This is a genomic window from Mesorhizobium sp. P160927, from assembly GCF_057766385.1.
The window spans coordinates 5,386,431-5,410,023 of sequence record NZ_JBYMDW010000001.1 but is presented as its reverse complement, the minus strand read 5'-3'; the positions used below and the strand labels follow the sequence as shown (position 1 = coordinate 5,410,023).

26 protein-coding genes and 1 pseudogene are annotated in these 23,593 nt (G+C 64.1%); 15 read left to right on the top strand and 12 right to left on the bottom strand.

Features of this window, described 5'->3' with window-relative positions; genetic code table 11:
- Positions 1 to 171 precede the first annotated feature (171 nt).
- Entirely contained in the window at positions 172 to 813 is a 642-nt protein-coding gene (locus tag AC3CB8_RS26455; protein WP_023770143.1) for a TetR/AcrR family transcriptional regulator, read from the top strand.
- 44 nt (positions 814 to 857) lie between these two features.
- Positions 858 to 1,154 carry an HlyU family transcriptional regulator gene (locus AC3CB8_RS26450; protein WP_023770142.1) on the top strand — a complete coding sequence of 99 codons (297 nt, stop codon included), beginning with the start codon at positions 858 to 860 and terminating at the stop codon, positions 1,152 to 1,154.
- Between the two features lie 114 nt (positions 1,155 to 1,268).
- Here AC3CB8_RS26450 and AC3CB8_RS26445 read toward each other — a convergent pair whose 3' ends face one another.
- On the bottom strand, positions 1,269 to 2,303 hold the full coding sequence (locus AC3CB8_RS26445) for a class I SAM-dependent methyltransferase (RefSeq protein ID WP_023770141.1): 1,035 nt from the start codon (positions 2,301 to 2,303) through the stop codon (positions 1,269 to 1,271).
- 285 nt (positions 2,304 to 2,588) lie between these two features.
- Here AC3CB8_RS26445 and AC3CB8_RS26440 point away from each other — a divergent pair, with 285 nt between their 5' ends.
- Entirely contained in the window at positions 2,589 to 4,595 is a 2,007-nt protein-coding gene (locus tag AC3CB8_RS26440) for a putative bifunctional diguanylate cyclase/phosphodiesterase (RefSeq protein WP_032921909.1), read from the top strand.
- 70 nt (positions 4,596 to 4,665) lie between these two features.
- Here the strand turns inward: AC3CB8_RS26440 and AC3CB8_RS26435 are convergent, their stop codons facing one another.
- From AC3CB8_RS26435 to AC3CB8_RS26425, 3 genes are all read right to left on the bottom strand, one after another.
- Positions 4,666 to 5,868 (bottom strand): MFS transporter, encoded by a 1,203-nt coding sequence (locus AC3CB8_RS26435; protein WP_023770139.1) that lies wholly within the window; start codon positions 5,866 to 5,868, stop codon positions 4,666 to 4,668.
- Positions 5,869 to 6,009: 141 nt separating this feature from the next.
- Complete coding sequence (locus AC3CB8_RS26430; RefSeq protein WP_352564628.1) at positions 6,010 to 6,927, bottom strand: alpha/beta hydrolase fold domain-containing protein; 918 nt, start codon at positions 6,925 to 6,927, stop codon at positions 6,010 to 6,012.
- 15 nt (positions 6,928 to 6,942) lie between these two features.
- The gene (locus tag AC3CB8_RS26425; RefSeq protein WP_023770137.1) at positions 6,943 to 7,461 is read right to left on the bottom strand and encodes a cupin domain-containing protein; all 519 of its coding nucleotides are present in this window, start codon (positions 7,459 to 7,461) and stop codon (positions 6,943 to 6,945) included.
- A 126-nt stretch (positions 7,462 to 7,587) separates the two neighbouring features.
- Between AC3CB8_RS26425 and AC3CB8_RS26420 the strand changes: the two genes are divergently transcribed.
- The gene (locus tag AC3CB8_RS26420; RefSeq protein ID WP_023770136.1) at positions 7,588 to 8,511 is read left to right on the top strand and encodes a LysR family transcriptional regulator; all 924 of its coding nucleotides are present in this window, start codon (positions 7,588 to 7,590) and stop codon (positions 8,509 to 8,511) included.
- 28 nt (positions 8,512 to 8,539) lie between these two features.
- On the opposite strand, the gene AC3CB8_RS26415 is transcribed toward AC3CB8_RS26420, so the two are convergent.
- A complete protein-coding gene (locus AC3CB8_RS26415; RefSeq protein WP_023770135.1) occupies positions 8,540 to 8,998 on the bottom strand; it encodes an Lrp/AsnC family transcriptional regulator in 459 nt (152 codons plus the stop codon).
- Positions 8,999 to 9,167: 169 nt separating this feature from the next.
- Here AC3CB8_RS26415 and AC3CB8_RS26410 point away from each other — a divergent pair, with 169 nt between their 5' ends.
- Positions 9,168 to 9,902, top strand: a complete 735-nt coding sequence (locus tag AC3CB8_RS26410) for an AzlC family ABC transporter permease (protein ID WP_023770134.1) — start codon at positions 9,168 to 9,170, stop codon at positions 9,900 to 9,902.
- Positions 9,899 to 10,198 carry an AzlD family protein gene (locus tag AC3CB8_RS26405; protein ID WP_352564631.1) on the top strand — a complete coding sequence of 100 codons (300 nt, stop codon included), beginning with the start codon at positions 9,899 to 9,901 and terminating at the stop codon, positions 10,196 to 10,198. Before AC3CB8_RS26410 ends, AC3CB8_RS26405 begins: the two co-directional genes overlap by 4 nt.
- 245 nt (positions 10,199 to 10,443) lie before the next feature.
- Here AC3CB8_RS26405 and AC3CB8_RS26400 read toward each other — a convergent pair whose 3' ends face one another.
- Positions 10,444 to 11,079, bottom strand: a complete 636-nt coding sequence (locus tag AC3CB8_RS26400; RefSeq protein WP_023770132.1) for an FMN-dependent NADH-azoreductase — start codon at positions 11,077 to 11,079, stop codon at positions 10,444 to 10,446.
- Positions 11,080 to 11,186: 107 nt separating this feature from the next.
- Between AC3CB8_RS26400 and AC3CB8_RS26395 the strand changes: the two genes are divergently transcribed.
- Positions 11,187 to 12,149 (top strand): LysR family transcriptional regulator, encoded by a 963-nt coding sequence (locus AC3CB8_RS26395; protein WP_023770131.1) that lies wholly within the window; start codon positions 11,187 to 11,189, stop codon positions 12,147 to 12,149.
- Positions 12,150 to 12,170: 21 nt separating this feature from the next.
- Here AC3CB8_RS26395 and AC3CB8_RS26390 read toward each other — a convergent pair whose 3' ends face one another.
- Positions 12,171 to 12,269 (bottom strand): hypothetical protein, encoded by a 99-nt coding sequence (locus AC3CB8_RS26390; RefSeq protein ID WP_023770130.1) that lies wholly within the window; start codon positions 12,267 to 12,269, stop codon positions 12,171 to 12,173.
- 175 nt (positions 12,270 to 12,444) lie between these two features.
- On the opposite strand from AC3CB8_RS26390, the gene AC3CB8_RS26385 reads away from it, so the two are divergent.
- Together AC3CB8_RS26385 and fabF are read left to right on the top strand one after the other, a co-directional pair.
- Positions 12,445 to 13,026 (top strand): TetR/AcrR family transcriptional regulator, encoded by a 582-nt coding sequence (locus tag AC3CB8_RS26385; protein WP_023770129.1) that lies wholly within the window; start codon positions 12,445 to 12,447, stop codon positions 13,024 to 13,026.
- Positions 13,027 to 13,097: 71 nt separating this feature from the next.
- The gene (fabF, locus tag AC3CB8_RS26380) at positions 13,098 to 14,366 is read left to right on the top strand and encodes a beta-ketoacyl-ACP synthase II (RefSeq protein WP_352726626.1); all 1,269 of its coding nucleotides are present in this window, start codon (positions 13,098 to 13,100) and stop codon (positions 14,364 to 14,366) included.
- A 100-nt stretch (positions 14,367 to 14,466) separates the two neighbouring features.
- Here fabF and AC3CB8_RS26375 read toward each other — a convergent pair whose 3' ends face one another.
- Entirely contained in the window at positions 14,467 to 15,060 is a 594-nt protein-coding gene (locus AC3CB8_RS26375) for a TetR/AcrR family transcriptional regulator (protein ID WP_352564636.1), read from the bottom strand.
- A gap of 66 nt (positions 15,061 to 15,126) precedes the next feature.
- Between AC3CB8_RS26375 and AC3CB8_RS26370 the strand changes: the two genes are divergently transcribed.
- On the top strand, positions 15,127 to 15,552 hold the full coding sequence (locus AC3CB8_RS26370; protein ID WP_023770126.1) for a VOC family protein: 426 nt from the start codon (positions 15,127 to 15,129) through the stop codon (positions 15,550 to 15,552).
- Positions 15,553 to 15,561: 9 nt separating this feature from the next.
- Here AC3CB8_RS26370 and AC3CB8_RS26365 read toward each other — a convergent pair whose 3' ends face one another.
- Entirely contained in the window at positions 15,562 to 16,512 is a 951-nt protein-coding gene (locus tag AC3CB8_RS26365; RefSeq protein ID WP_023770125.1) for a S1C family serine protease, read from the bottom strand.
- A 168-nt stretch (positions 16,513 to 16,680) separates the two neighbouring features.
- On the opposite strand from AC3CB8_RS26365, the gene AC3CB8_RS26360 reads away from it, so the two are divergent.
- On the top strand, positions 16,681 to 17,553 hold the full coding sequence (locus AC3CB8_RS26360; protein WP_352564638.1) for a S1C family serine protease: 873 nt from the start codon (positions 16,681 to 16,683) through the stop codon (positions 17,551 to 17,553).
- Positions 17,554 to 17,561: 8 nt separating this feature from the next.
- Positions 17,562 to 18,248, top strand: a complete 687-nt coding sequence (locus tag AC3CB8_RS26355) for a helix-turn-helix transcriptional regulator (RefSeq protein WP_352595381.1) — start codon at positions 17,562 to 17,564, stop codon at positions 18,246 to 18,248.
- Between the two features lie 3 nt (positions 18,249 to 18,251).
- On the opposite strand, the pseudogene AC3CB8_RS26350 reads toward AC3CB8_RS26355, so the two are convergent.
- Positions 18,252 to 18,392, bottom strand: a pseudogene (locus AC3CB8_RS26350) (type II toxin-antitoxin system VapC family toxin); the annotation flags it as partial.
- A 298-nt stretch (positions 18,393 to 18,690) separates the two neighbouring features.
- On the opposite strand from AC3CB8_RS26350, the gene AC3CB8_RS26345 reads away from it, so the two are divergent.
- Positions 18,691 to 19,557 (top strand): SDR family oxidoreductase, encoded by an 867-nt coding sequence (locus tag AC3CB8_RS26345; protein WP_352564642.1) that lies wholly within the window; start codon positions 18,691 to 18,693, stop codon positions 19,555 to 19,557.
- On the opposite strand, the gene AC3CB8_RS26340 is transcribed toward AC3CB8_RS26345, so the two are convergent.
- Both AC3CB8_RS26340 and AC3CB8_RS26335 read right to left on the bottom strand, forming a co-directional pair.
- Positions 19,551 to 19,688 (bottom strand): type II toxin-antitoxin system ParD family antitoxin, encoded by a 138-nt coding sequence (locus AC3CB8_RS26340; protein ID WP_023781530.1) that lies wholly within the window; start codon positions 19,686 to 19,688, stop codon positions 19,551 to 19,553. The two genes, AC3CB8_RS26345 and AC3CB8_RS26340, sit on opposite strands and share 7 nt — an antisense overlap.
- 259 nt (positions 19,689 to 19,947) lie before the next feature.
- On the bottom strand, positions 19,948 to 22,251 hold the full coding sequence (locus AC3CB8_RS26335) for an OmpA family protein (protein WP_488377356.1): 2,304 nt from the start codon (positions 22,249 to 22,251) through the stop codon (positions 19,948 to 19,950).
- A gap of 197 nt (positions 22,252 to 22,448) precedes the next feature.
- Between AC3CB8_RS26335 and AC3CB8_RS26330 the strand changes: the two genes are divergently transcribed.
- A complete protein-coding gene (locus AC3CB8_RS26330) occupies positions 22,449 to 22,895 on the top strand; it encodes a YcgN family cysteine cluster protein (protein ID WP_023770117.1) in 447 nt (148 codons plus the stop codon).
- A 297-nt stretch (positions 22,896 to 23,192) separates the two neighbouring features.
- Positions 23,193 to 23,549 carry a hypothetical protein gene (locus tag AC3CB8_RS26325; RefSeq protein ID WP_023770116.1) on the top strand — a complete coding sequence of 119 codons (357 nt, stop codon included), beginning with the start codon at positions 23,193 to 23,195 and terminating at the stop codon, positions 23,547 to 23,549.
- The last annotated feature ends 44 nt before the right edge of the window (positions 23,550 to 23,593 follow it).

Genomic DNA, 23,593 nt, shown 5'->3' with positions numbered 1-23,593 from the left:
TCTCCCTTAGACGTTGGGTGAACGATGTTCACTAAGTCAATATAGCACGAAATGAACATTGTTCAAGATTGTTTTGAACGCTGTTCACGATATCCCGGATATGGTAAACGAGCGGGATCGGATCGGGAAATGGCGGGTCATTTGCAAGGCGCGCTCATCAGAAGGAAAAGCATGGCACTCGACAAGGAAGAGACCGGCGAGCGGGTGCTGGCTATTGCCGAAGCGCTGCTCAACGAAGGCGGCATGGACAATCTGAAGGCCAGGACCATTGCCGAACAGGCGGGCATCTCGGTCGGCTCGGTCTACAACCTGTTTTCCGATCTGGACGGGGTGCACCGCGCCGTCAACATGCGCCTGCTCGACCGATTGGGGGGCGCGGGCGCCGTGGCGATGGCCGAACTTGCCAGGCGCGGCATCACCGACGTGCGCCAACGGTTGATGGCACTGGCCGGCGCTTATGTTCGTTTCGTCGAGGCGCACCCCGGCAGTTGGCCGGCGCTGCTTGCCTTCAACAGACGGCGTCCGGTGCTGACCGAGCCCGATGTCTACGAGGCGCGGCTCGACCAGTTGTTCGAGATCATCGCCAGCGTGCTTGCCGATGGCGGCTTCGATCTCGACGAGGACACGCGCCGGATCGCCGCGCGAACCCTCTGGTCAAGCGTGCATGGCATCGTCACCAGCGGCTATGCGGCGAGGTCCGACCGCCGCCAGGCCGATGAGATCAGCCAGCAGATCGAACTCCTGGTCTCCGTCTTCATCAGGGGACTGGAACGCGGCGGCACATTCGCGCATGCTGGAGGGATAACGTCGTGAATCGCGCGCGAACCGCGATCGCTGGCGACAAGGAGATTTGGGCTATGTCTTTTCTGAAACGTCTTTTCGGCGGCGGCGGTGGGGGCGAAGCGGCCGAGCCTGGAAATGCCGCGCCCGCCAAGCAGGTCGAGCACAAGGGTTTCACGATCAGCGCCACGCCCTACAAGGCTGATGGCCAGTACCAGACCTGCGGCGTCGTCTCCAAGGAGATCGACGGCGTTGTGAAGGAGCACAGGTTCATCCGCGCCGACCGTTTCGCCGGGCTGGACGACGCCGTCGACATCTCGATCAAGAAAGGCATCCAACTCGTCGACGAACAGGGCGAGCGGATCTTCGGCTAGGACAGGCGGTCCCAGCAGCGAGCCTGGGGCGCGCGTAAGAGGACCGAAACCCTCGAGCACCGCGGTCGAAGCGCTCGAGGTCCTTACGTCAGCCGGTTTGCATCCAGACGGGTATTATCCACGCTTCTGGATGACGCCGTAAAGCACGTTGCGGTTCTCGCCGAAGTAGACCTGCGCATCGACGGCGTTGCGGTCGACGCTGGCGTTGATGATGTTCCACATATCGACCTCCGATCGCAGCAGCAGCACCCAGTCCATGAACGTCTCCCGGTAGCCGGCGTCAGGAGTGCCCTCGGCGTAGTTGGCAAACAGGAAGGTCCCGTTCGGCTTCAGCATCTGCAGGCAGGTCTTGGTGAGTTTCACTGCGACGTTGTGCTGGAGGTAGTCGTAAAGGCCGGAGGCATAGATGAGGTCGAACTTGCCGAGCTTGTGGCCTCTGGTGAGCACGGTGCGCACCGAGCCGTCGATGGCCTCGACCGCGGTGCCCTGGAAGTCGCGCGCGATCAGTCCGACGCTCTGGGGATCCTGGTCGAGCGCGACCCAGCGCTTGAGACCGCCCTCGGCCAAGGCGGCCGAACGGTTCGCCTCGCGCAGATGGCCGGCAGCGATCGCCAGGACTTCGGTTTCGGGTCCGTTCCTGGCCGCGGTCTCATCGACATAGCGGGTCAGCAGATCGCGGCGCTCGCGTGCCGCGACGCATGACGGAACGTTCTGGGTATGGCTGTAAAGCGCCTTGCCGACCTCCGAAGCGCTTGCGACGCTCTCGGCAACATGCGGGTCGCAATAGATGTAGTCGAGCAACTGCGCGTCGCCGGAATACCCCCTGGGCTTGGTGAAGGACCAATGCGTCAGCGGATCCTCCAGAAAGTACTTCTGGATCGGGTGGTTCTGCGCCACCGGTATCAAGGCCTGCCACACGTCGGGATGGACCTTGGCGCGCAGCGCATTGAGAAGCGAGAGCAGTCGGCGGACGATCTCGGCGGGAAATTTCTGCTGCTCGACCTGTTGCTGTGTAGCGTGGAGGATCAGCGCCAGCTCCGCGCGAGCGGTTTCGAACGCTTCGCCATGATGCTCGGGCTTTCCTCGACGGAGACCACCGGCGATCGCCTCGGCAGTGATAAGGCTCTTGCCATCAAACACGGTTTGCACACCAGGACTCCTTGGTTAACAGTCAGTTAACTTATTGCGTAGAATACTCCATTTGCCAACGGCGGGTCCGGTGCCTTTTACCGATATGATTAATTTCCCGCTAACCATGCCAATTCATTGGAGTTTTTAAGGACGGGATTCCGGGTTCGAGTTAACGGAAACTTGTCCTGCGTCATTGCATTTGATCGCGCGGCAAACGTGTCGCGCCCAAGGAGTCGGTCTGCGTTGGGGGCAGAAGCTGGAAAAGAGTTCGGAACGCGAAATGCCCTTCAACCGGGATTTGTCGTGAACGAACGCGCGTCATCCACAGTGGCCGATGCGGTGACTGCGGAACCGCACGATCCGCGTCAGGAGCTGGGGGCGGCCGAACTTCGAACGCTCTACCGCACGGAAGCCCAGGCGAAGCGAAGGAAGGAAGCCAGGCCAGGCCTCTGGATCGCCGTCGCCATCTACGTCTTGTTTTCGGTATCGGATCTGCTGCTGATACCCGATGTGGCCGCCTTTACGATCACGGCCCGCTTCGCTGTCGGACTGACCGCACTGTTGGTGCTGGAAGCACAGCTTCGCAAGGGAGCCGCCACCGACTGGCTTGACGTAACTTGCGCCGCGGCCATCATCTTTGGCTATATCGGCTGGCTTTACCCCGCTTCCATGGGCGCGAACAAGGAAAGCGTCGCCTATTATATGGTCTTCGGCACCATTTTCATGATGAGTGCCAATCTCTTTTTTACATTCCGCTTCAAGGTCTCGATCATAACGTCGACGATAATTTTGTGCATCTTGTATGTGGTGAATTACTTTTTACCCGCTACGCTGATATACAAAATGGTATTCGGCACCTTCTACGTTTCGTGCTTCACATTCACGTCCTATGTGAACTGGAAGCTGAACGAAGAGCGCTACAACGTCTTCCTGAACGCGCTGGAAGCCAAGATCCAGCACAAGGAGGCGACCGAGCGCGGCAAGGCCCTGCTCAGGCTGTCGCGCACGGATCCGCTGACAGGGCTGGAGAACCGGCGCGCGATCGACGAAAAACTGCGCGACTATTGGAATGACTGGCAAAAGCTTGGTCACGGTTTCGCGGCGATCCTCATCGACGTCGACTTCTTCAAGAAGTTCAACGATTGCTATGGCCATCAGGAAGGCGACCGTTGCCTGATCCAGGTCGCCGATGCGCTCAGCGACCTGATCAAGCAACATGATGGCTCCATCGGCCGCTACGGCGGCGAGGAATTCATCGTCCTGGCCCGCATGGACAAGAAGGGCGAGGTCTCGGATCTGGCGGAAGCCATTTGCCGCACGATCGAGAACCTGGCGATCGCGCACGAGTTGCGCCGGGATGGCATCTCGATCGTGACGGCGAGCGTCGGCGCGGCGTTCACCAGGAAGCAGACCGCCGCCAAGCTGGAGAAGATCATCCACGAGGCCGATCGAGCGCTCTATCTTGCAAAGGCCAGCGGCCGAAACTGTGCCCGGCTGTTCGATCCGACCGATCCCCAGAGCAGCGACGAGAGCGAGAACCTGGCGGCCTTGCTGAAGATCGCCATTGGCCAGGACCTGGTTTCGCTCGTCTACCAACCGATACAGAATGTCGCCTCGGGTGGGGTCGAGGCCGTGGAGGCGCTGATGCGCCTCAAGATGCTCGACGGCACCCTGGTTCCGCCGAGCCTGTTCATTCCCGTCGCGGAGCGAACCGGCGCCATCCTCGAGCTCGGGCGCTGGGCAATAAGGACGGTGTGCGCCGAACTCCTGGCGCAGGATCACGTGCGCGTCGTCAGCGTCAACGTCTCGCCGATCCAGCTCAAGACGCCGGGCTTCGCGACGTCGGTCGCGACCATTCTGGGCGAGACCGGCGTAACCGGAAACAGGCTGGCCTTCGAGATCACCGAGGGGCTGGAGATGGAGATGCACTCCGACATCCTGCGCTGCATCAGCGACCTGAAACTGCTCGGGATCAAGATCTGGCTCGATGATTTCGGGACGGGCTTCGCCGGCCTTTCATGGCTTCGTCTCATCGAGTTCGATACGGTCAAGATAGACCGCTCCTTCCTTCACGACTGCGGCACTCCCAAGGGCATGGCAATGCTGCAGGACATCATTGCGCTGGTCAGAAATCGCGGCCACAAGATCCTGGTCGAAGGGGTGGAGACCGAAGAGCAGATGGTCCTCATGCGCCAATTCGGCATAGACCAGGTTCAGGGCTTTCACGTCGGCCGTCCCGCTCCGGCCGCGAATTTCCAGACCAAGCGGGCCGTTCAAAAGCGGCCATTCACGGTTCTCAAGTCTGCGTAAAGGCGCTGGCTTGACCGGCCATTGGCCCGTCAAGCTCGTCTGCCCTCTGGCGATTGCAGCGCGGCGATGCCTATGCCGTCCGCAACGCCCTGCGTGGCAGCGGCGGGAAGGCGATCGCTATCCCCGCGGCACCCAGGCCGATAAGCGCCGACCCGATGAACAGCCAATGGTAGCTGGCATAGGCGTCGAAGATCATGCCGCCGGCAAGCGGCCCCAGCGCCATGCCGAGGCTGGAGAGCATGGTGGCGGCGCCGAATACGGTGCCGAGGATGCGCTGGCCGAAATATTCGCGCGCCAGCACCGCGTAGAGCGGCATGACGCCGCCATAGGTGGCGCCGAAGATGACGGCCAGCATATAGAACTGGTCGAGCTGGCTGATGGAGAGATAGGCGGCAATGACCATCGCCTGGATAGCCAGCCCGGCGATCAGCACCGGCTTGACACCGAGCCGGTCGGCCAGCACGCCGTAGAGCAGCCTGCCGCCCAGGCCGGCCAGACCCTCGACACTGTAGATCGAGACTGCCGCCATCGGGGCGACGCCACACAGCATAGCGTAGCTGACCATGTGGAAGATCGGGCCGGAATGAGCCGCGCAGCAGGCGAAGAAGGTCAGCCCCAGCACGATGAATTGCGGTGAGCGCAGCGCCTGGCCGACTGTGAGGCCTGCGCCTTCGGCGGCTCGAGATTCGGCCGCATCGGAGGCGACAGGCTTTGGCGGCTGGCGCACCAGAAGCACGGCGGGCAGCAGAAGCACCCAGGCCAGGATGCCGATGTCGAACATGGCGCTACGCCATTCGTAGGCGGAGATCAGCCAGCGGGCGAGCGGCGAGATTGTCATCGGTGCCACGCCCATGCCGGCCGAGACCAGCGATACGGCCAGCCCGCGATTGGTGTCGAACCAGCCTGACGTCAGAGCGATCATCGGCGCGAAGAAGGCGCTGGCCGCGAGTCCGACGAGCACGCCATAGGTGATCTGGAAGGTGAGAAGCGAACCGGCGCGGCTTGCCAGCACCAGCGCCAGCCCGAGCAGCACGGCGCCGATCGTGACGACGATGCGGGCGCCGAACCGGTCGGACAGGGCACCCCAGGCGAAGCCGCCAAGGCCCATCACCAGGAAGTTGAGCGTCATGGCGCTCGAAATGCCCGCGCGCGACCAGTTGGTATCGAGCGCCATGGGTTCGAGAAAGATCGCCAGCGAAAACATCGTGCCGATGGCGACGCAGGACATCAGCGCGCCAGCCGCGACGATGGCCCAACGGTAGGAATGGTTCATGTTTCTTCTCCCAGCCGGGAGCAGGATCGATCTTTCGACGCCCCCCGGCAATTCCGGTTGCGTCCGAAGGACGTCCGAGCAGCGCTCAAATCGACATTTTCAGATCGATTTTTTTAGGGCCTGCGATCCATACAGCCAAATCTAGAGATGCTGGCGGATGAAGGCACCGACCATGTCGATGGCCTGGCGTGCCGCCTGCAACTGCGCAAGGTTAGAGGGGAAGACGTGCGTCATGCCTTCCCAGATATGCAGCGCCGCCTCGCCGCCGGCGCTCGACGCCGCCTCGACCGCGCGGCGTGAATCGTCGAGCAGGATCTCGTCGTCGCCGACATGGACCAGTAGCGGCGGCAGTCCGCCCAGGGGCTGATAGAGCGGTGAGGCGCGGGGATCGGTTGGATCGGTGCCTTTGAGATAAAGATCGGCTGCCTTTTTCAGTTCGTCGCGTTTCACCAGCGGATCGGCTTCCGCTCTCGTCAGCATCGAGCCGCCTGCCAGTGCAAGATCGGTCCATGGCGACATCAGCACAGCGCAACGCGGCATGACGCCGGCGCCCTTTCTGGCCCTGGCCGCCACCAGCGCCAGCAACGACAGCGCAAGGCCGCCGCCGGCCGAGTCGCCGGCAATCGCGGTCGCGTCATAGCCCATGTCGCAAAGACCGGTGAATACGCTGAGCGCGTCGTCTATGGCGGCCGGAAAACCGTGCTCCGGCGCCAGCCGGTAGTCGGGAATGAAGGCCGGCGCGCCGGCGCGTTGCACGATCTGGCTGACGAAGTTGCGGTGACCGATGGCGGAGCCGAGCACGTAGGCGCCGCCATGGAGGTAGAGGATCGCGGCGCGCGCGGCACCGGCCATTGGCCGGCACCAGACGCCCGATACCGCGCCGACGGTCCCTGTCTCGAAACTGATGCCGTCGGCGACAGGCGTGTGCTGCATCAGATCTTCGAAGACCGGCCGTGACGCCGGCGCGAACTCCAGCGCCGGCAGCGTCGCCAGCATGTCGCGCATCGCCAGCATGACGGCGCGGTCGCGCTCGTCCTCGGGGTGGATTTCGAAGCTCATGACGGCCTGTCAGGATTATGGCTTCAGAAGCTCGGTGCGGAATTGCGGCGCGAGCGCTGCTGCCTTGCCGAGGAAGGCGCCGAATTCCGCCGGGCTGAGTTTCGGTGCCGGAGCGGTGCGGCTCCCGACCGGTGTACCAACGCTGGCAAAGAACTCTTCCTGTCCCGCCGGCGCGCACATACACAGCATGCGGACGTCCGCGCCCGAGACATTCTTGAACGAATGCGGGGCGTTGGCCGGGATGTTCACCGTCATGCCTGCCTTGGCCACGCTTTTCTGGCCACGAAAGGTGAACTCGATCTCGCCTTCCAGAAGATGAAACGTCTCCTCGAAATCATGCCGGTGGGGACCGGGGCCGCCGCCATCGGGAACCTTCATGTCGATGAGGCAGAAGCGCCCGGCGGTCTGCGTGCCGGACAGCAGGATGGTGTAGGTGTCGCCCACTATGGCCAGATGCTGGAGCGACGGATCGTCGGGATCAACAATCGACATCTGGCGGTTGGGATCGTCGGCGGGGATGGTGAACTCAAGCATGTCTGATCTCCAGGGTCGGCGAGGTTTCCAGCCCTTGTCAGTGGTAGCTGCTGGCCGGCGCCAAAGCACCAAAAAGCTCGTTCGACCGGCTGGACTCACTGTCCCACGGATGGAACAGTCGCCCCCATGATCGATCTCAACGATTTGCGCGTCTTCGAAAGAGTGGCGGCGACCAGCAGCTTTTCGGCGGCTGGCCGCGTACTCGGCCTGCCAAAGTCGACAGTCAGCCGAAACATTGCCCGGCTGGAGCAGCAGCTGGGCGCACGGCTGTTCCAGCGCACCACCCGCGCGGTGATCCTGACCGCGGCCGGAGACGCGTTGCGGACGCGTTGCGTCGAGCTGATGTCGCGGATCGACGAGACGGTGACCTATGTCGAGAGCCTCGCGGGCGAGCCACGCGGTCTGCTGCGGGTCAGCGCCGGCATCGGTTTCGGCATCAATGTCTTGTCCCGGCATCTGCCGGCGTTCCTCGCCCGGTTTCCCCATGTCGACGTCGCGCTCGATCTGACCAGCCGCGACCTCGATCTTGTCGCCGAGCGGGTCGATGTGGCGATCCGTATGGGCCCGCTGCCGGATTCCGCACTGGTGGCGACGCGCCTGGGCAGTGTGCGGCGCTGCCTCGCTGCCGCGCCCGGCTATCTCAGCCGGCATGGCACGCCGCTCACGCCGGCCGATCTGTCCACCCATGAATGCATCGAAATGCCCCGAGGCGACGGCCGCACGCGGACCTGGCATTTCTACCGGGGCGGTGAGATGGCCACGGTTGATGTGCACAACCGGGTCAGCGTCAACGATGCGCTGACCATCCACCAACTGGTTCGCAACGGCGCGGGCCTGGGCGTGCTTTCCACCTATCTCTGTGCGGACGACTTCGCCGAAGGGCGTCTCGTTCCGCTGCTCACCGATTGGGACATCGCTCCGGTCGAGGTCAATCTGCTGTTTCCGAGCAAGCGCGAGCTGTCGCAGACCGTGCGCAGCTTCGTGGATTTCATGCGCGAGGTTTCCGTCCCTAACGAGCATTGGCAAGGCGGCATCGTGGCGACGGGTTGATGCCGCCTCGGCGCGGGATTTTCGAGGATCAGATCGGCAGTTCCGACGTATATTTGATCGTCTGGCTCGGTACGTCGGTCTTGACGTTCTGCACGCCCTTGATGCGGCTCAGATGCTCTGACTGGAAGCGCCGGTAGTCATCGATGCCGGCGGCCACCACACGCACCATGGCGTCGCAGTCGCCGAGCATGAGATAGCACTCCATCACTTGCGGCAGCTTGGCGACCTCGGTGGCGAAATGTTCGATCGTGTCCTCGTCCTGTGCCTTCAGCCAGATGCGGGTGAAAAAGGTGAGGCCCTTGCCGATGCTGGCCGGATTGATCACGGCGACGTAGCGGTCGATGATACCGGCTTCCTCCAGGAGCTTGACGCGCCGCAGGCAAGGCGAGGGCGATAGGCCGACCTCCTTGGCCAGATCATTATTGGCCATGCGGCCGTCTCGCTGCAACGCCCGCAGGATGCGTTTGTCGATGTCGTCGAGCTTCATGGCGTCGAATTCCATTTTCCTGTGGCTTCGTAACAGTGAATGCCAAAATCTGACGAAAGACAACAATCTTCGCAACCCAATTGCGTCGAGGTGTAGGTATGTTTTGCCCCTGACATCACGAGATTTTCAAACGCAAGCAGGCGGCTGTGAGGCCGCCCAATGGCAGGACATGAGCATTTCACAGGCAGTCGAGTCGGTGGGCAATGGTTCGAGATCGGAGTTTCGCCGTGGCGTGGCGTCCTGCGCGCCGGTGCTGCTCGGCACCATCCCCTATGCGCTGGTGCTTGGCGCCCAGGCCGTGCAGAAAGGGCTGAGCACGGTCGAGTTGTCCACGATGACGGGGCTGAACTTCGCCGGCGGCTCGGAATTCGCGGCGATCCAGTTGTGGACGTCGCCGCCGCACATCCTGCTCATCGTCGCCATCACCTTCCTGGTCAACAGCCGCCATCTGCTGATGGGAGCGGCGCTCGCGCCGTTCCTGCGCGATCTGCCGCGGCGCAAAGTGTTTCCGGCGCTGTTCTTCCTATGCGACGAAAGCTGGGCGCTGGGCCTTGCCGACGCCAAACAGCGCGCCGAGGCCGGCATCGCGCCGGCCTTCAGCCCGCGCTATTACATGGGCGCGGCGCTGGCGATGTATCTGACCTGGGTGGCCTTCACCACGCTCGGCGCTTTGCTCGGCCCGATGCTGGGCGATGTAGAGACCTATGGTTTCGACATGGCGTTTCCGGCCGTCTTCCTGGTGCTGATGCGCGGCATGTGGAAGGGCGTCGCGGCGGCGCGGCCCTGGCTTGTAAGCCTTGTCGTCGCCGCGCTCGTATATCTCCTCGTTCCCGGCGCCTGGTATGTCGCGGCAGGTGCCGTGTCGGGGCTGGTCGCGGCCTGGCTGATGGCAGGTGACGCATGATCGACATGGCGACCCTTTTCACCATCGTGCTGATGGCCGGGGTCACCTATCTGACGCGGATCGGCGGCTATGTCGTGCTGCGCAACCGCGTGCTCAGTCCCCGCGCCACGGCGGTGATGGAGGCAGCGCCCGGCTGCGTGCTGATCTCTGTCATCGCGCCGGCCTTCGTGTCGCGCAATCCCGCTGATCTCGCGGCATTGGCCATCACCTTGGTCGCCGCGACACGGCTTCCCATGCTGCCAACCGTGCTGATCGGGGTGGGCGCCGCGGGCCTGCTTAGGCATTTCATTGGGTAGCGTCCAACAAAGCCGATGGGCGTCCGAGTTTACTGGACCGTGGACGTCGACCCATGGCGTTGAACAGATGGAGCTGGAGCAGGTCCGGTGCCAGAAAAACATGCTGACCCGGCGCTAACGAATCCGCTCGCCGCCGCTGTCCGAGTTCCAGGCGGACGCTAGGACACTCGATAAAGCTAGGACACTCGATAAAAAAGAAAGGCAGGCGCGGGGCGCCTGTCTTCGATGCGGGATGACGCCGTGCCCTACGCGGCCGCGGCGACGTCGCGCGTCCTGGCCACAACGGCATCTACCTTGGCCGTCGCCTTGGCGAGTGCTTCGGTGACCGCGTCAGGTCCCTTGGCGACGCCCTCGATGCGGATGACGTCGACGTCGGTCATGCCGATAAAACCGAGCACGCTGCGCAGGTAGGGGACGGCGTGATCGAACTGCACGGCCGCACCTTCGGAATAGATGCCGCCGGAAGCCAGCACGATGTAGACCTTCTTGCCGGTCACGAGACCCTTGGGGCCGTTCTCGCCATAGGCAAAGCTCTTGCCGGAGCGGGCGACGTGATCGACCCAGGACTTCAGCGTCGAGGAGATGTTGAAGTTGATGAAGCCGGTGGCCAAGATCACCGTGTCGGCGGCAAACAACTCGTCGAGCACGACATCGGAAACGCCCACCACTTCAGCCTGGCGCGGGGTGCGGGCATCGGCCGGCGTGTAGATGCCGGTCGCGTAGTCGGCATCGATGTGCGGCAGCGGGTTGGCGACGAGGTCACGCACGACAAGCGTGTTCGACGGGTCGGCGGCGAGAAGCTTCTGGGCGAACTCGGTGGCGATGCGGGTCGAGTGCGAGGCAGCGCCGCGGGGGCTTGAGGTAACGAGAAGAATGGACATAGCGGGTCTCTCCAGTGGAATGAATTGTCCCGCCATATATGGGGCATCGACCTACCAGATAAACTGGTATATTTTCGATATGATCCATCCATAAAGTAGATACAATGATGCAGCCCAACCCGACCCTCGACCAGCTCCAGATCCTTGTCGCCGTTGCAGACACCGGCAGTTTCTCGGCGGCCGGCCGCAAGCTCAACCGCGCGCAATCGGTCATCAGCTACGGAATCGCCAATCTCGAGGCGCAGCTCGGGCTGAAGCTTTTCGAACGCGAGGGCACGCGCGAGCCGCAGCTGACCGAGATCGGCCGGGCTATGCTGGAAGACGCGCGGCGAATGGTGGGCGTGCTGCAGCGGATGCGCTCGCGCGTCGACGGGCACCACCACGGGCTGGAGGCCGAGGTGGCGCTGGCGGTGGACGTATCATTGCCTTCCCCCGTGCTGGTGCGGGTGCTCAAGGCATTCGAGGCGCGGTTTCCGACCGTGATGCTGCGCCTGCATATCGGCACGCTCGGCCTGATCCCCGATCTTGTCGTCAGCGGGCAGGTCGATCTCGGCATTGGCGGCCTGCTGGGCGATGTCGACGTGCATCTCGTGCGCATCGGCTTCATGTCGCTGGTGCCGGCCGCCTCTCCCAATCATCCGCTTGCCCTGCTGCCGAAGCCGGTGGCGCTCGAGGATGTGCGCGAGCATACGCAGCTTGTCGTGACCGACCAGTCCGAGCGCACCAAGGGACGCGATTACGGCGTCTTCGCCTACCGCACCTGGCGACTGACCGACATGCGAACCAAGCACATATTGATGCGCGAGGGACTCGGCTGGGGCGGGCTGCCGCGCTGGCTGATCGCCGACGACCTGGCCACGGGTCGCCTGGTGGAACTTGATCTCGAGCCCTACAAGGAAGTGAGTTCGCCCCTGTTTGCCATGCACCGCAACGATCGCAGCCCAAAGCCGGCGGCGGCCTGGCTGATCAACCGGTTCAAGCGCGGGCTCGGCTGCTTCAACGAGTTCGAGCCGGGCGAGGTGCCCGAAGAGGAGCCGGAGACCGACGGCGATGCGAACGCCGGCGGCTGAATCCTGGAACTCAGCCGAAAATCATTCGATCAGCGTCACCCCGGAAACCACGATCTGCGCCGTACGAGCGGTCAATTTTCCGCGCTTGTGCAGCGTCGGTTTCTCATAGGTCTTTTTCATGTGTCCAACCCGAATGCGAGCCCGCAAGTGAGTGAGCAGCCATAACGGGACTGGACGGTTCCGGTTGCCTCGCCATTGCATTTCTCTGCCACGGAAGGTGAGTGATTCAAGTTAGATTGCATTCAAACTCTATCCTCGCTATAGATGTCATTCAAATTCTAACTGGAAGAATGACATGCGGGTCAGCCGTGCGCAGGCACAAGCAAATCGCGAAGCGGTGATCAACGCGGCAAGCCGCCTATTTCGAGAGCACGGCTTTCACGGTATCGGCCTGAAGGATCTGATGAAGGGTGCCGGGCTGACCCAAGGTGCCTTCTACAAGCAGTTCGAATCCAAGGAAGACTTGGCAGCCCAGGCATCGAGGCGAGCGATGGAGCACGCGACCCGCAGATGGTCGGCTGTTGCTACCGGGAGCCCTGATCCCCTAGAAGCCGTTATCGAACTCTACCTTTCCCTCGGGCATCGCGAAGAGAAGAGCGACGGTTGTCCGATCGTGGCGCTTGGTTCCGATGCGGCGCGTCAAAGCGAGGAAGTGAGGATCCCCTTCCAGGATGGGATCGCAGCTCACCTTGAAGTCCTCGACGAATTGGTGCCAGCCGCGGAAGGCCCGAGAAACCAGCGCAAGACCATGGCGATGCTGTCGCTGATGGTGGGGGCGGTGACGATCTCCCGCATCTTCAGAGATGAAGAGATATCGCAGCGTTTTCTCGATGCCGCCGCCAGCGAAGTCAGGCGAATTGCGGCCGCGCAAGGATAGAGGCGGTGGTCGCCATCGAGCGTCCCCGCGGCGCCGTCGGGCGAACCTATCAAACAGAAGCTGGAGTAGACATGCGTCGTATCGTTGTTACAGGCATGGGAGCAGTCAGCCCCCTTGGGGCCAATGCGGCGACTTCCTGGTCCCGGCTCCTGGCTGGCCGCTCGGGCATTCGGAGCCTTCCGGACGAAATGGTGGGAGACCTGCCGGCGAAGATCGGCGGCATCGTTCCTTCCCTCGAACAGGATCCCGAAGGTGGCTTCGATCCAGACACCGTCCTGGCCGCCAAGGAACAGCGCAAGGCCGATCGCTTCATTGTGTTCGCGCTTGCGGCCGCGGAAGAGGCGCTTGCGGAGGCCAGGTGGAATCCGGTTTCGGACGATAACAGGGGCCGCACCGCGACGATCATCGCCTCGGGCGTCGGAGGATTTCCCGCGATAACCGAAGCTGTGCGAACCGTCGATCAGCGCGGTGTCCGGCGTCTCTCACCGTTCACGGTGCCGTCGTTCCTGGTGAACATGGCGGCGGGACAGATTTCGATCCGATATGGGTTCAAGGGTCCGCTCGGCGCTCCGGTGACGGCCTGCGCGGCCGGCATCCAGGCGATCGGCGATGCGGCGCGTCTTATCCGCGCCAACGAGGCCGACATCGCGGTCTGCGGCGGAACGGAAGCCTGCATCAATACGGTCAGCCTCGGCGGCTTTGCCGCGGCACGCTCTCTTTCGACCTCCTTCAATCACCGTCCCGATCAGGCGTCCCGCCCGTTCCACATGCTGCGTGACGGTTTCGTCATGGGCGAAGGCGCCGGAATCCTGGTCATCGAGGCATTGAGCCATGCGCTTGCGCGCGGCGCCAAACCGCTGGCCGAGCTCGTCGGCTACGGCACGACGGCGGACGCTTATCACATCACCTCCGGTCCGGAGGATGGCGACGGTGCGCGCCGGGCGATGGAAATCGCGATCAAACAAGCCGGTATTTCGGCACGGGAGGTCCGCCACCTCAACGCGCACGCGACCTCCACGCCGGTCGGCGATGCGGGGGAAATAGAGGCGATCAAAAGGGTCTTTGGCGTGGATTTCGGCATAGCCGTCAGCGCAACGAAATCGGCGACCGGACACCTGCTCGGCGCGGCCGGCGGGCTTGGGGCGATCTTCACTGTCCTGGCACTCAGGGACCAGGTCGCACCGCCAACCCTCAATTTGAGCGCCCCCGATCCGGCAAGCGACGGGATCGACCTCGTCGCAAACCACGCCCGGCCGATGGAGATGGACTACGCGATTTCCAATGGCTTCGGCTTTGGCGGCGTGAACGCCAGCGCATTGTTCCGGCGCTGGACGGACTAGCCGCTGCTCGCGGCAATCGCGATGTCCTGGTCAGGCGGTGGCATGCCCCGCGAATGTGCAGTCATTGCCCGGGTGCGAGGCGACAATGTCGCCACGCACTTCAGGCGGGCGACAGTCCGTCTATCAGCGCCGTCAGGACGGCACGGTAGTCTTCGCCCGACGCACCGGCCTCGATGGCCAGCGCCGCGCGGTCGAAGGCGGCGGCAAGCAGGGCGGTCAGCGCTTCGGGCGGCAATCTTTTCATCGACTGCTTCCGCATCGCCGCGACAAGGCCCTCGCGCAGCGAGCGGTTGCCGTGGCGGTTGTCGATGGCATCCATTTCAGCGCGGCCGAGCACGGCGGGGCCGTCGAGCAGCAAGAGCCGCGTCCGGCCGGGCACGCGCATGGCTGTGAGATAGGCATCGGAACCGGCCATCAGCGCATCGCGGGCGCTGAGCGAAGGCGGGGAGGCGCGGTCAATCTCCCGCGCTACCGCCGCGGCTTCCTGTTCGACCACGGCGGCGAAAAGCGCCTGCTTGTCGGCGAAATGGTGGTACAGCGCGCCGCGTGTCACGCCCGCGGCGGCAACGATCTCCGGTGTGCCGGTCTCGGCATAGGATTTCTCCGTGAACAGTTCGCGCGCCGCCGAGATCAGCTCGGCGCGCGTCGTCTCGGTACGATCGCGGTTCGAACGACGCGCGGATTCCCGTTGCATACATGCAGCCTGTATGTTATTTCAATTTACATGCAGACTGTATGTTAATTGGCGGGAGAAGGAAAGATGAAGACGACGAGCTACTATCCGGTGCTGATGACCGGCGATGTCGCCGGCACGGCGGCCTTCTATATCAGGCATTTCGGTTTCCAGCCGCTGTTTGAGAGCGACTGGTACGTGCATCTGCGGTCGGTGGACAACAAACGCGTCAATCTCGGCATCGTCCAGGGCGACCACGAGACGATCCCCGAGGAGGGGCGGGGGCGGACCTCCGGGCTGCTGATCAATTTCGAGGTCCGCGATCCCGATGCGGTCCATGACCGGATCCTTGCTGCCGGCCTGCCTATCCTGCGAACGCTGCGTGACGAGCCTTTCGGCCAGCGCCACTTCATCACCAGGGATCCCAACGGCGTGCTTATCGACGTCATCAAGCCGATCCCGCCCAGCGAAGAGTTCCTGGCGCGGTATGCGGAAGGCGCGGCGGGGGCTTGAATGGCAGGCTCAGCCCGCCCGTGCCACCGGGGTCACCGCCATCTGGCTGACGCCGGTGCGGCGCACCACGGTGCACAGTGTCTCGCGGCCGATACGCTCGGCGTCCAGCATGCGCACGAGGTCGTCGACGCCGGTCACCGGGCGCCCGTCTATTGCCGAGATGATGTCGCCTTCCCTGAGACCCGCCCTGGCTGCTGGGCCGTCCTTCTCGACGCTGCGCAGCCGTACCGCCGTACTGGTCGAGACCTGCGACAAGAGTGCCGCGCGCCGCGGCAGGTTTACCGTGTCGGCGGAGACGCCAATGAAGGCGCGGCGCACGCGGCCGAAGCGGATGATCTCCGAAATGACAAAGTTCGCGGTGTTGGACGCGACGGCGAAGGCAATGCCCTGCGCGCCATGGATCATGGCGGTGTTGACGCCGATCACCTCGCCGGCCGACGAGACCAGCGGACCACCGGAATTGCCGGGGTTGAGCGCGGCGTCGGTCTGGATGACGTCGTCGATCAGCCTGCCGGTCGAAGCCCGCATCGAACGGCCGAGCGCCGAGACCACGCCTGAGGTGACCGTCCATTCGAAGCCCAGCGGATTGCCGATGGCAATCGCGATCTGGCCACGCCGCAGCCGCTTGGAATCGCCCAGTGGCGCCACGTCGGCGAAGCTGCCGTCAGCGCGCACCAGGGCGATGTCGGTGTCGGGGTCGCGGCCGAGCACGCGGCCCTCGCTGGAGGCGCCGTCCGGCATCGAGACGCGTACCGTCCGGGCGTCACCGACGACATGGAAATTGGTGACGACCAGCCCGTCAGGCGCGATGACGAAGCCCGAGCCATGGCCGCCCGGCCCCCCGATGCGCTCGATGCGGCAGACGGCCGGTCCGATGCGGTCGACCGCGTCGGCAACCGTCGTCGAATAGGCGTCGAGCAATGTCTCGTCCGGTTGGAATTTTGGCGCGGCGAGGGCCATTGGGGGGCTCCGTGTTTTCAGGCTTGATCGTGACTATATGTGCGGAGCGGCCGGAACCGCCGCGACCTGACCAGATGGCCAGTCGAACCCGCAACTAGCCGTCAGGCGAGTACCTCCTGGCGTACCGCCGAGCGATATCTGGGGCAGGAGAAAACCCAGGAGATCATCATGAGCGACTTCAATCTGAACGCATTTTCCGATGCCATCGCCGATATCGCCGCCAAGGCGACGCCGACAACGGCAAGCTTCGCCACGCATCATCACCGCACGGCGAGCGCCTTCCACTGGGGCGACGGCTATTTCGTCACCGCCGAGGAAGCCGTCGAGGCCGGCGAGGAGATCGAATTGACGCTGGCCTCCGGCGAGACGGCGAAGGCCGAACTGGTCGGCCGCGATCCTTCGACGGGCGTCGCCCTGCTGAAGCCCGCGGATGCGGCCACCGCGCCTGTCCTCGATAGAGCCAGCCCCGTTCGACCAGGCAATATCGCCATAGCCATCGGCAGCAGCCAGGGCTCGGTGCTGGCCGTGTCGGGCTCGGTCGGTGAAGTCGGCCCGGCCTGGCGCTCGATGCGCGGCGGCACCATCGACCGGCGCATCAACCTGGCTGTCGGCGCCGGCGGCCGCTTCGAGGGTGGCCCGGTGCTGGACGCCAAGGGCGCACTGATCGGCATGCTTCTGTTCGGCCCGCGTGGCCGCGCGCTGGTCATGCCGCATGAGTCGATCGAACGCGCGGTGGCGACGCTGCGCGAAAAAGGCCATGTCGCCCGCGGTTACCTCGGCGCCGGCCTGCATCCGGTGCGCGACCGCGACGCGCGTGGCGCAATGGTGATGAGCCTCGACGACAATGGTCCGGCCAAGGCCGCTGGCCTCACGCTCGGCGACATCATCGTGGCATGGAACGGCGAGGCCGTGCATGGTCCGCGAGACCTGATCCGTCGGCTCGGGCCCGACAGCGCCGGTGTTTCGGTGAAGCTGGGTGTCGTGCGCGGCGGCGAACAGCGCGACGTCGTGCTGACCATCGGTGAAAAGCCGCTGAGCTGAGAGGACGGATGGAAAGCGACACGCTGACAAGGCCTGACGTGGCGCGCGGCGAACGCCAGCTCGTGGTGCTGATCGCACTGCGCGATGCCGCGCGCGCCGAGCGTTTGTCGGCTTCGCTTGCCATGACGGACGATCTGCTGCCGGTCGTGGCCGCCGGCGGGGTCGCCGATGTCGCCATCATCGATGATGCCGTCGCCAACAGCGCGGCCTTGGTCGATCGAGCGAGCGTCGGCAGCATCACGACCCCAAAGGTACTGCTTTCGGACCACGCGGGCCGGCCGCAAGGCCGGGTGTTTGCGGTGCTCCCGTCGGCCGCGGACGCAGCTTTGATCGCCGCTGCCGTCAGGCTGGCCGCCTCCGGCTACCGGGTGTCCGGCGAAGGGCATTCGGTGCCGGATAGGCATGCCGATTTCGACCGCGGCGATGCGGCCAATGGGGATGAAAGCCATAGCGGGTTGTTCGGTGAGGAAACGGTCGACGATGGCGCCGCCGCCCGGCCGGCGCTGTCGCCGCGCGAGGCGGAAGTGCTGGCGCTGCTGGCCGAAGGGGCGCCCAACAAGGTGATCGCGCGGCGGCTCAACATCTCCGTCCACACGGCGAAGTTCCATGTCGCCGCGATCCTGATCAAGCTCGGTGCCGCCAATCGTACGGACGCCATCGCCATCGCGATGCGGCAGGGGCTGGTTCTGGTCTGAGATCGCGGCTTCGATGTCGGTCGGCCGAAAGTCTTCGCCCGTGAAGAGCAGCGGCACGGCTTCGAGCCGTGCCGTGGCGTAGGCGATGCAGTCGCCGAAGGTCAGCGCCGCCGGGTGCCGCCCCTTGCCGTAACGCGGAAAGGCTTGCCGGGGCGACAGCTGCATGGTCGCGCCGGTGAAGTCGATTGTCTCGAACAAGGCGGTTCACAGGAAGCGTTCAAGGCGATCCAGGACTTGATCCTACCGGCTGCCCGCGAGCACCATGGTGGTTTCAAGAAAGGTTGGCGCTGCCAACAACCGGGGCTGCCAATCCAATAGGTTTTGCGCTCCCAACCCTGGCCGGCCTCCGCTGCGTCACCATGGCTTCCTGTCGCGGGCTCTTGTATCCCGCTGCAGCGCGGGCAAGGATCGCGACGACGAAAAGATTGCAGGGAGGCGGAAAATGTCGCTGAACGGAAAAACGCTGTTCATCTCCGGCGGGTCACGTGGCATCGGCCTGGCGATCGCGCTGCGCGCCGCGCGCGACGGGGCCAATGTGACGATCGCGGCCAAGACGGCGGAGCCGCATCCGAAGCTGCCGGGAACGATCTACAGCGCCGCTGAAGAGATCGAGCAGGCCGGCGGCAAGGCACTGCCGGTGCTATGCGACATCCGCGAGGAAGCGCAGGTTGCCGAGGCGGTCGGCAGAACCGTCGAGAAATTCGGCGGCATCGATATCTGCGTCAACAATGCCAGCGCCATCCAGCTCACCGGCACGCTGGAAACCGACATGAAGCGCTACGATCTGATGCATCAGATCAACACGCGCGGCACCTTCCTCGTGTCCAAAATGTGCATTCCACACCTGAAGTTGGCGAAAAACCCTCACATCCTGAATCTGGCGCCGCCGCTCGACATGAAGGCCAAATGGTTCAAGAACCATGTCGCCTACACCATGGCCAAATTCGGCATGTCGATGTGCACGCTAGGCATGAGCGAGGAATTCGCCAGGGATGGCATCGCGGTCAATTCGCTGTGGCCGATCTCGACCATCGACACGGCCGCGGTGCGCAACCTTCTGGGCGGAGCCACGGTGGCGGCGATGAGCCGGTCGCCCGACATCATGGCCGATGCCGCGCATGCGATCTTCATGCGGCCGTCGCGCGTGGCATCAGGCAATTTCTATATCGACGAAGAGGTGCTGCGCGCCGAGGGCGTCAGCGATTTCTCGGTCTATGCGCCTGACGCAACCGGACCGCTGGCCGGAGACTTTTTTGTGCCGGATGAGGTGTTTGCCAGGACGGACAGCAAGATCAAGAACATCTACTGAAGGGAATCCTGCTGCCGCCGCTCGCTTTCAAAAAACGACTCGAACGGCTCCGGTTCACCTGACTGGTCGCGCTCATCGATTGCCCGACGAAGCTGCTCAAGCTTCTGATCGCCGTTTTCTTCCGTAGGCATCAAGTCGCCTCGTCCTTCGTTGAGCACGTATTTCGGCCAGCAGGGCACGGTTTGCACGGTGGATCTGAAAGCAAAAAACCCCGCCGGAGAGGGCCGGCGGGGCTCAATGCGTCCCGCTGGAGTCGGGACGGGGCAGGGAACGCCCAGTCAGGAATCTGGGGTGCGAACCCCGGTGATTCAATCCCATCCCGGTTGACCGGGATGGGACGTTGTTGCCGATCTGATTCCAGGAATCACTACAAGTGGCTGGAAACGCAGGTCAGTTGTTGCTCGCCACCGGCGCCACAAGCGAGGTGATGCGGCGGATGGCGACGCGCCGGTTCTCACGGTTGGGCGCCGAGGTATCGACCTTCAGATACTCCTCGCCATAGCCCTGTGTCGTCAGGTTCTCGGGCGGGATGCCGAAGGCGTTGGTCAGCGCTTCGGCGACGGCTTCGGCGCGACGGTCCGACAGAGCAAGGTTTGCCTCGGGCGTGCCGACGGCGTCGGTGTGGCCCTCGATCAGGAAGGTCTCGGCCGGGTTCTTTTTCAACAGCTTCTCCATGGCGTCGGCGACACCCTGGAGCTTCTGCACCTCGGTGTCGGAGATCGAGGACGAGCCGAATTCGAAGTTCAGCGTGTCGAGATCGATGCGCCGTGCAATGTCACGCACGCGAGCCGAACGCTTGACCTCGTTGATCGAGTAGAGACGCTGCACTTTCTCCACCGGCGGCTGTTCGAGGAAGGTGTAGTAGTCGTCGGGGCTTTCGACATCCTCGGAATTTAGGATGTAGTCCCGGCGCGGGATGGTCAGCCGCATCGGCGGCAGATCATCGCCGGGATCGCGCCAGTCCTCTTCGTCCTGATAGCTGCGCTCGTCGACATAGCTCAGCACATATTCCCGACCGTCGGGTGCGATGCGCGACCGCTGCAGGATGTCGCCGTAGCGGTTGCGTATGGTGACGATCCGGAAGCCATTGTCGCGCTCGACCGTCTCGCGCGTGCGGCCTTGCGGCAGGTCCTCGTAGTAGACATCCTTGGCGCCGCGGGTCAGGCGCGGGCGATCGTTGCTCTGGACGAACGTCTGGTCGTTGAACTGGACGATCACCCGGTCGCCGATCTCCTTGAGGACGTCGACGCCCTTGGGCCTGCGGCGGTCACGGATGTTCTCGTCAGGCGCGCGCTCGAGCCGCTTGCCCTTCTCCTGCGTCACCGGGACGATTTTTTCCGTCTTGATCGCCTCCTGGGCTGCCCTGTCGTCGGTTGGAGGCGGACCCTGATCCACCGGCGCCACTACCGGCTTCCGGCCCTGGTCACCGCCCTGCTGGGCGTTTTGCCCACCATTTTGCTGTCCACCGTTCTGCTCTTCGCCATTCTGGTTGGCGGGCTGGTTGGCTGGGTTCCGGCCGTTCTCGCCACGACCCTTGCGCCTGGCATCCTTCTGGCTATCGAGGATGGGGGCGGCATTCTTGTCGGCGGGTGCTTCGCCCTGAACCGGGTTTTCGCCCTGGACAGGCGCGGCCTTCCCATCGGTAGCGGACCCACCGGTAGCGGGCTGCTCTCCCGTCGCCGGCTGTTGGCCGGTCGCGGGCTGCTCGCCATTCGCCGGCTGTTCGCCAGCCGGTTTCCTGCCGTGCTTCTTCGTCTTGTCCTGAGGTTGCTCGCCCTGGGCGGGAGCCTGCTCGCCGGCGGGAGCGGATTCAACCTTCGGCGTCGCTTCGCCGGCAGGAGCCTGCTTCGGTGTCGGAGCGGTCTCCGGCACGGCGGCCGGCGCCTCTTTCTGCTGGTCCAGCTTGTGTTTCCTGCCAGGCTTGGTCGGCTGGTTGTCGTTGGCAGGGGCTGCCTCGCCGGCGGGGGCCTGCTCTGTCTGCTGCTGCTGGTCGCGCTTCTTCCTGCGTGGCTGCTGCTCGTCGGTTGCGGGTGCCGCCTCGCCGGCGGGGGCCTGCTCGGCCTGCTGCTGCTGGTCGCGCTTCTTCCTGCGTGGCTGCTGCTCGTCGGTGGCGGGTGCCGCCTCGCCGGCGGGGGCCTGCTCGGTCTGCTGCTGCTGGTCGCGCTTCTTCCTGCGGGGCTGCTGCTCGTCGGTTGCGGGTGCCGCCTCTCCGGCGGGGGCCTGCTCGGTCTGCTGCTGCTGGTCGCGCTTCTTCCTGCGGGGCTGCTGCTCGTCGGTTGCGGGTGCCGCCTCTCCGGCGGGGGCCTGCTCGGTCTGCTGCTGCTGGTCGCGCTTCTTCCTGCGGGGCTGCTGCTCGTCGGTGGCGGGTGCCGCCTCTCCGGCGGGGGCCTGCTCGGCCTGCTGCTGCTGGTCGCGCTTCTTCCTGCGCGGCTGCTGTTCCTCGGCCGCAGGCGCGGGCTGCTCGGCGGCGGGCGCCTGTTGGGTCTGCTGTTGCTGCTCGCGCTTCTTCTTGCGAGGCAGTTCTTGGTCGCTCTGGTCAGTGGGCGTGTCCTGCGCCAGGACGATCTGCGGTGTCCCCCCGGGTTGCATGGGGCCGAACGCGGCTGTCCCCTGAAGCGGGGACGCGCCTAACGGCGCGGACGCCATCAACAGGCCAAGTGCTGTGCCTGCCAGAATCCGTGGTTGGCGTTTCATCGAAATTCTCCTTGTGGGGTCCCATCCTTGCCGAAACCGCTTTTAACGAAATTGGTTCCAGCTGCCCATCGTTAGGGGCCGTACAGGGCTATTGGCCGACTTTTTGAAGGCAACTTCATGTCATTCGGCCCGCTAGCAGCCTCATTGCGGCTGTTGCCGCGCTTGACCTTGGCCGCGGCTGGGGCCACATGCCGGGAATGGAAACCCCGTTCTGGAAGACCAAGACGCTGGAAGAGATGAGCCCCACCGAGTGGGAATCGCTCTGCGACGGCTGCGGCAAGTGCTGCCTGTCCAAGCTCGAGGACGAGGACACCGGTGAAATCTACTGGACCAGCGTCGGCTGCCGGCTGTTCGACGCCGAGAGCTGCCGCTGTGCGGACTATGCCAACCGGCTGGCGCGCGTTCCCGATTGCGTCGGCCTGACGCCGCAGAATGTGCGCGCCATCAGCTGGCTGCCCAGCACCTGCGCCTACCGGCTGGTGGCCGAGGGCCGCGACCTCTACTGGTGGCATCGGTTGGTCTCGGGCAATGCCGAGACCGTGCATGAGGCCGGCATTTCCATGCGCGGCCGGGTCAAGGCGAGCGAGACCGACCTGGCCGAGCCGGAAGACTATTTTGACTATATGCTCGACGACGAGCCCTGACGCGCGACAGTAAACCGTCAGGAGTTTGCCTGTCGGGAACCGTGCGAGGGCAAGACGCTTGGCGCGATAATTTTGAATGCCGGCAAGGGATTGGCCGGCAAGGGATTGGCCGGCAAGGGATTTGGCCGGCGAGGGATTTGGCCGGCGAGAGATTTGCAAATTCGGCCGCTTTGCCCGTGCGGCGCCACATGAACCGCAGATGAACGGGCAGTTCGTAAATAGTTCAGACAGGCCGGTGCATTCTCCCGCCATCGGTTTCACGAGGAGGGCGCAAGCCCGCAACAAGGAGAGACAACCATGTACACCACCATCAAGACGGCGGCGCTTTCGGCTCTGGTCGGCCTCGGCACGCTGGCGGCCATGCCCGCCCATGCCGACAGCCTCTATCTTGGCTTCGGCAACAACCAGGATCCGCGCTTCGGCGTCTATGCCGGCGACGACGGCTATCGCCACCGCCGGGACGAGCGCCGCGACGACTGGCGCCGTGGCTGCTCGCCGGACCGCGCTCTCGACAAGGCCGAGCGCATGGGGCTGCACCGTGCCCGCATCGTCGATGTCAACCGCCGCGTGGTCAAGGTGATGGGCCGTCAGTACGGCGACCGCGTCGTCATCGTGTTCGCCAACGAGCGCGGTTGCCCGGTCATCAATCGCTGAAGTTTTTCGGCCTGAAACCATGAAGATGGAGCCCCTTTCTCGGA

What these genes read in the sequence shown, in the direction of transcription:
- fabF (WP_352726626.1), top strand. Translation starts at nt 13,098, where the DNA reads ATGCGTCGTATCGTTGTTACAGGCATGGGAGCAGTCAGCCCCCTTGGG.
- AC3CB8_RS26395 (WP_023770131.1), top strand. Translation starts at nt 11,187, where the DNA reads ATGCAGCCCAACCCGACCCTCGACCAGCTCCAGATCCTTGTCGCCGTT.
- AC3CB8_RS26385 (WP_023770129.1), top strand. Translation starts at nt 12,445, where the DNA reads ATGCGGGTCAGCCGTGCGCAGGCACAAGCAAATCGCGAAGCGGTGATC.
- AC3CB8_RS26415 (WP_023770135.1), bottom strand. Translation starts at nt 8,998, where the DNA reads ATGAAGCTCGACGACATCGACAAACGCATCCTGCGGGCGTTGCAGCGA.
- AC3CB8_RS26420 (WP_023770136.1), top strand. Translation starts at nt 7,588, where the DNA reads ATGATCGATCTCAACGATTTGCGCGTCTTCGAAAGAGTGGCGGCGACC.
- AC3CB8_RS26435 (WP_023770139.1), bottom strand. Translation starts at nt 5,868, where the DNA reads ATGAACCATTCCTACCGTTGGGCCATCGTCGCGGCTGGCGCGCTGATG.
- AC3CB8_RS26390 (WP_023770130.1), bottom strand. Translation starts at nt 12,269, where the DNA reads ATGAAAAAGACCTATGAGAAACCGACGCTGCACAAGCGCGGAAAATTG.
- AC3CB8_RS26325 (WP_023770116.1), top strand. Translation starts at nt 23,193, where the DNA reads ATGTACACCACCATCAAGACGGCGGCGCTTTCGGCTCTGGTCGGCCTC.
- AC3CB8_RS26405 (WP_352564631.1), top strand. Translation starts at nt 9,899, where the DNA reads ATGATCGACATGGCGACCCTTTTCACCATCGTGCTGATGGCCGGGGTC.
- AC3CB8_RS26345 (WP_352564642.1), top strand. Translation starts at nt 18,691, where the DNA reads ATGTCGCTGAACGGAAAAACGCTGTTCATCTCCGGCGGGTCACGTGGC.
- AC3CB8_RS26430 (WP_352564628.1), bottom strand. Translation starts at nt 6,927, where the DNA reads ATGAGCTTCGAAATCCACCCCGAGGACGAGCGCGACCGCGCCGTCATG.
- AC3CB8_RS26425 (WP_023770137.1), bottom strand. Translation starts at nt 7,461, where the DNA reads ATGCTTGAGTTCACCATCCCCGCCGACGATCCCAACCGCCAGATGTCG.
- AC3CB8_RS26355 (WP_352595381.1), top strand. Translation starts at nt 17,562, where the DNA reads ATGGAAAGCGACACGCTGACAAGGCCTGACGTGGCGCGCGGCGAACGC.
- AC3CB8_RS26365 (WP_023770125.1), bottom strand. Translation starts at nt 16,512, where the DNA reads ATGGCCCTCGCCGCGCCAAAATTCCAACCGGACGAGACATTGCTCGAC.
- AC3CB8_RS26410 (WP_023770134.1), top strand. Translation starts at nt 9,168, where the DNA reads ATGAGCATTTCACAGGCAGTCGAGTCGGTGGGCAATGGTTCGAGATCG.
- AC3CB8_RS26360 (WP_352564638.1), top strand. Translation starts at nt 16,681, where the DNA reads ATGAGCGACTTCAATCTGAACGCATTTTCCGATGCCATCGCCGATATC.
- AC3CB8_RS26455 (WP_023770143.1), top strand. Translation starts at nt 172, where the DNA reads ATGGCACTCGACAAGGAAGAGACCGGCGAGCGGGTGCTGGCTATTGCC.
- AC3CB8_RS26400 (WP_023770132.1), bottom strand. Translation starts at nt 11,079, where the DNA reads ATGTCCATTCTTCTCGTTACCTCAAGCCCCCGCGGCGCTGCCTCGCAC.
- AC3CB8_RS26335 (WP_488377356.1), bottom strand. Translation starts at nt 22,251, where the DNA reads ATGAAACGCCAACCACGGATTCTGGCAGGCACAGCACTTGGCCTGTTG.
- AC3CB8_RS26370 (WP_023770126.1), top strand. Translation starts at nt 15,127, where the DNA reads ATGAAGACGACGAGCTACTATCCGGTGCTGATGACCGGCGATGTCGCC.
- AC3CB8_RS26340 (WP_023781530.1), bottom strand. Translation starts at nt 19,688, where the DNA reads ATGCCTACGGAAGAAAACGGCGATCAGAAGCTTGAGCAGCTTCGTCGG.
- AC3CB8_RS26450 (WP_023770142.1), top strand. Translation starts at nt 858, where the DNA reads ATGTCTTTTCTGAAACGTCTTTTCGGCGGCGGCGGTGGGGGCGAAGCG.
- AC3CB8_RS26375 (WP_352564636.1), bottom strand. Translation starts at nt 15,060, where the DNA reads ATGCAACGGGAATCCGCGCGTCGTTCGAACCGCGATCGTACCGAGACG.
- AC3CB8_RS26330 (WP_023770117.1), top strand. Translation starts at nt 22,449, where the DNA reads ATGGAAACCCCGTTCTGGAAGACCAAGACGCTGGAAGAGATGAGCCCC.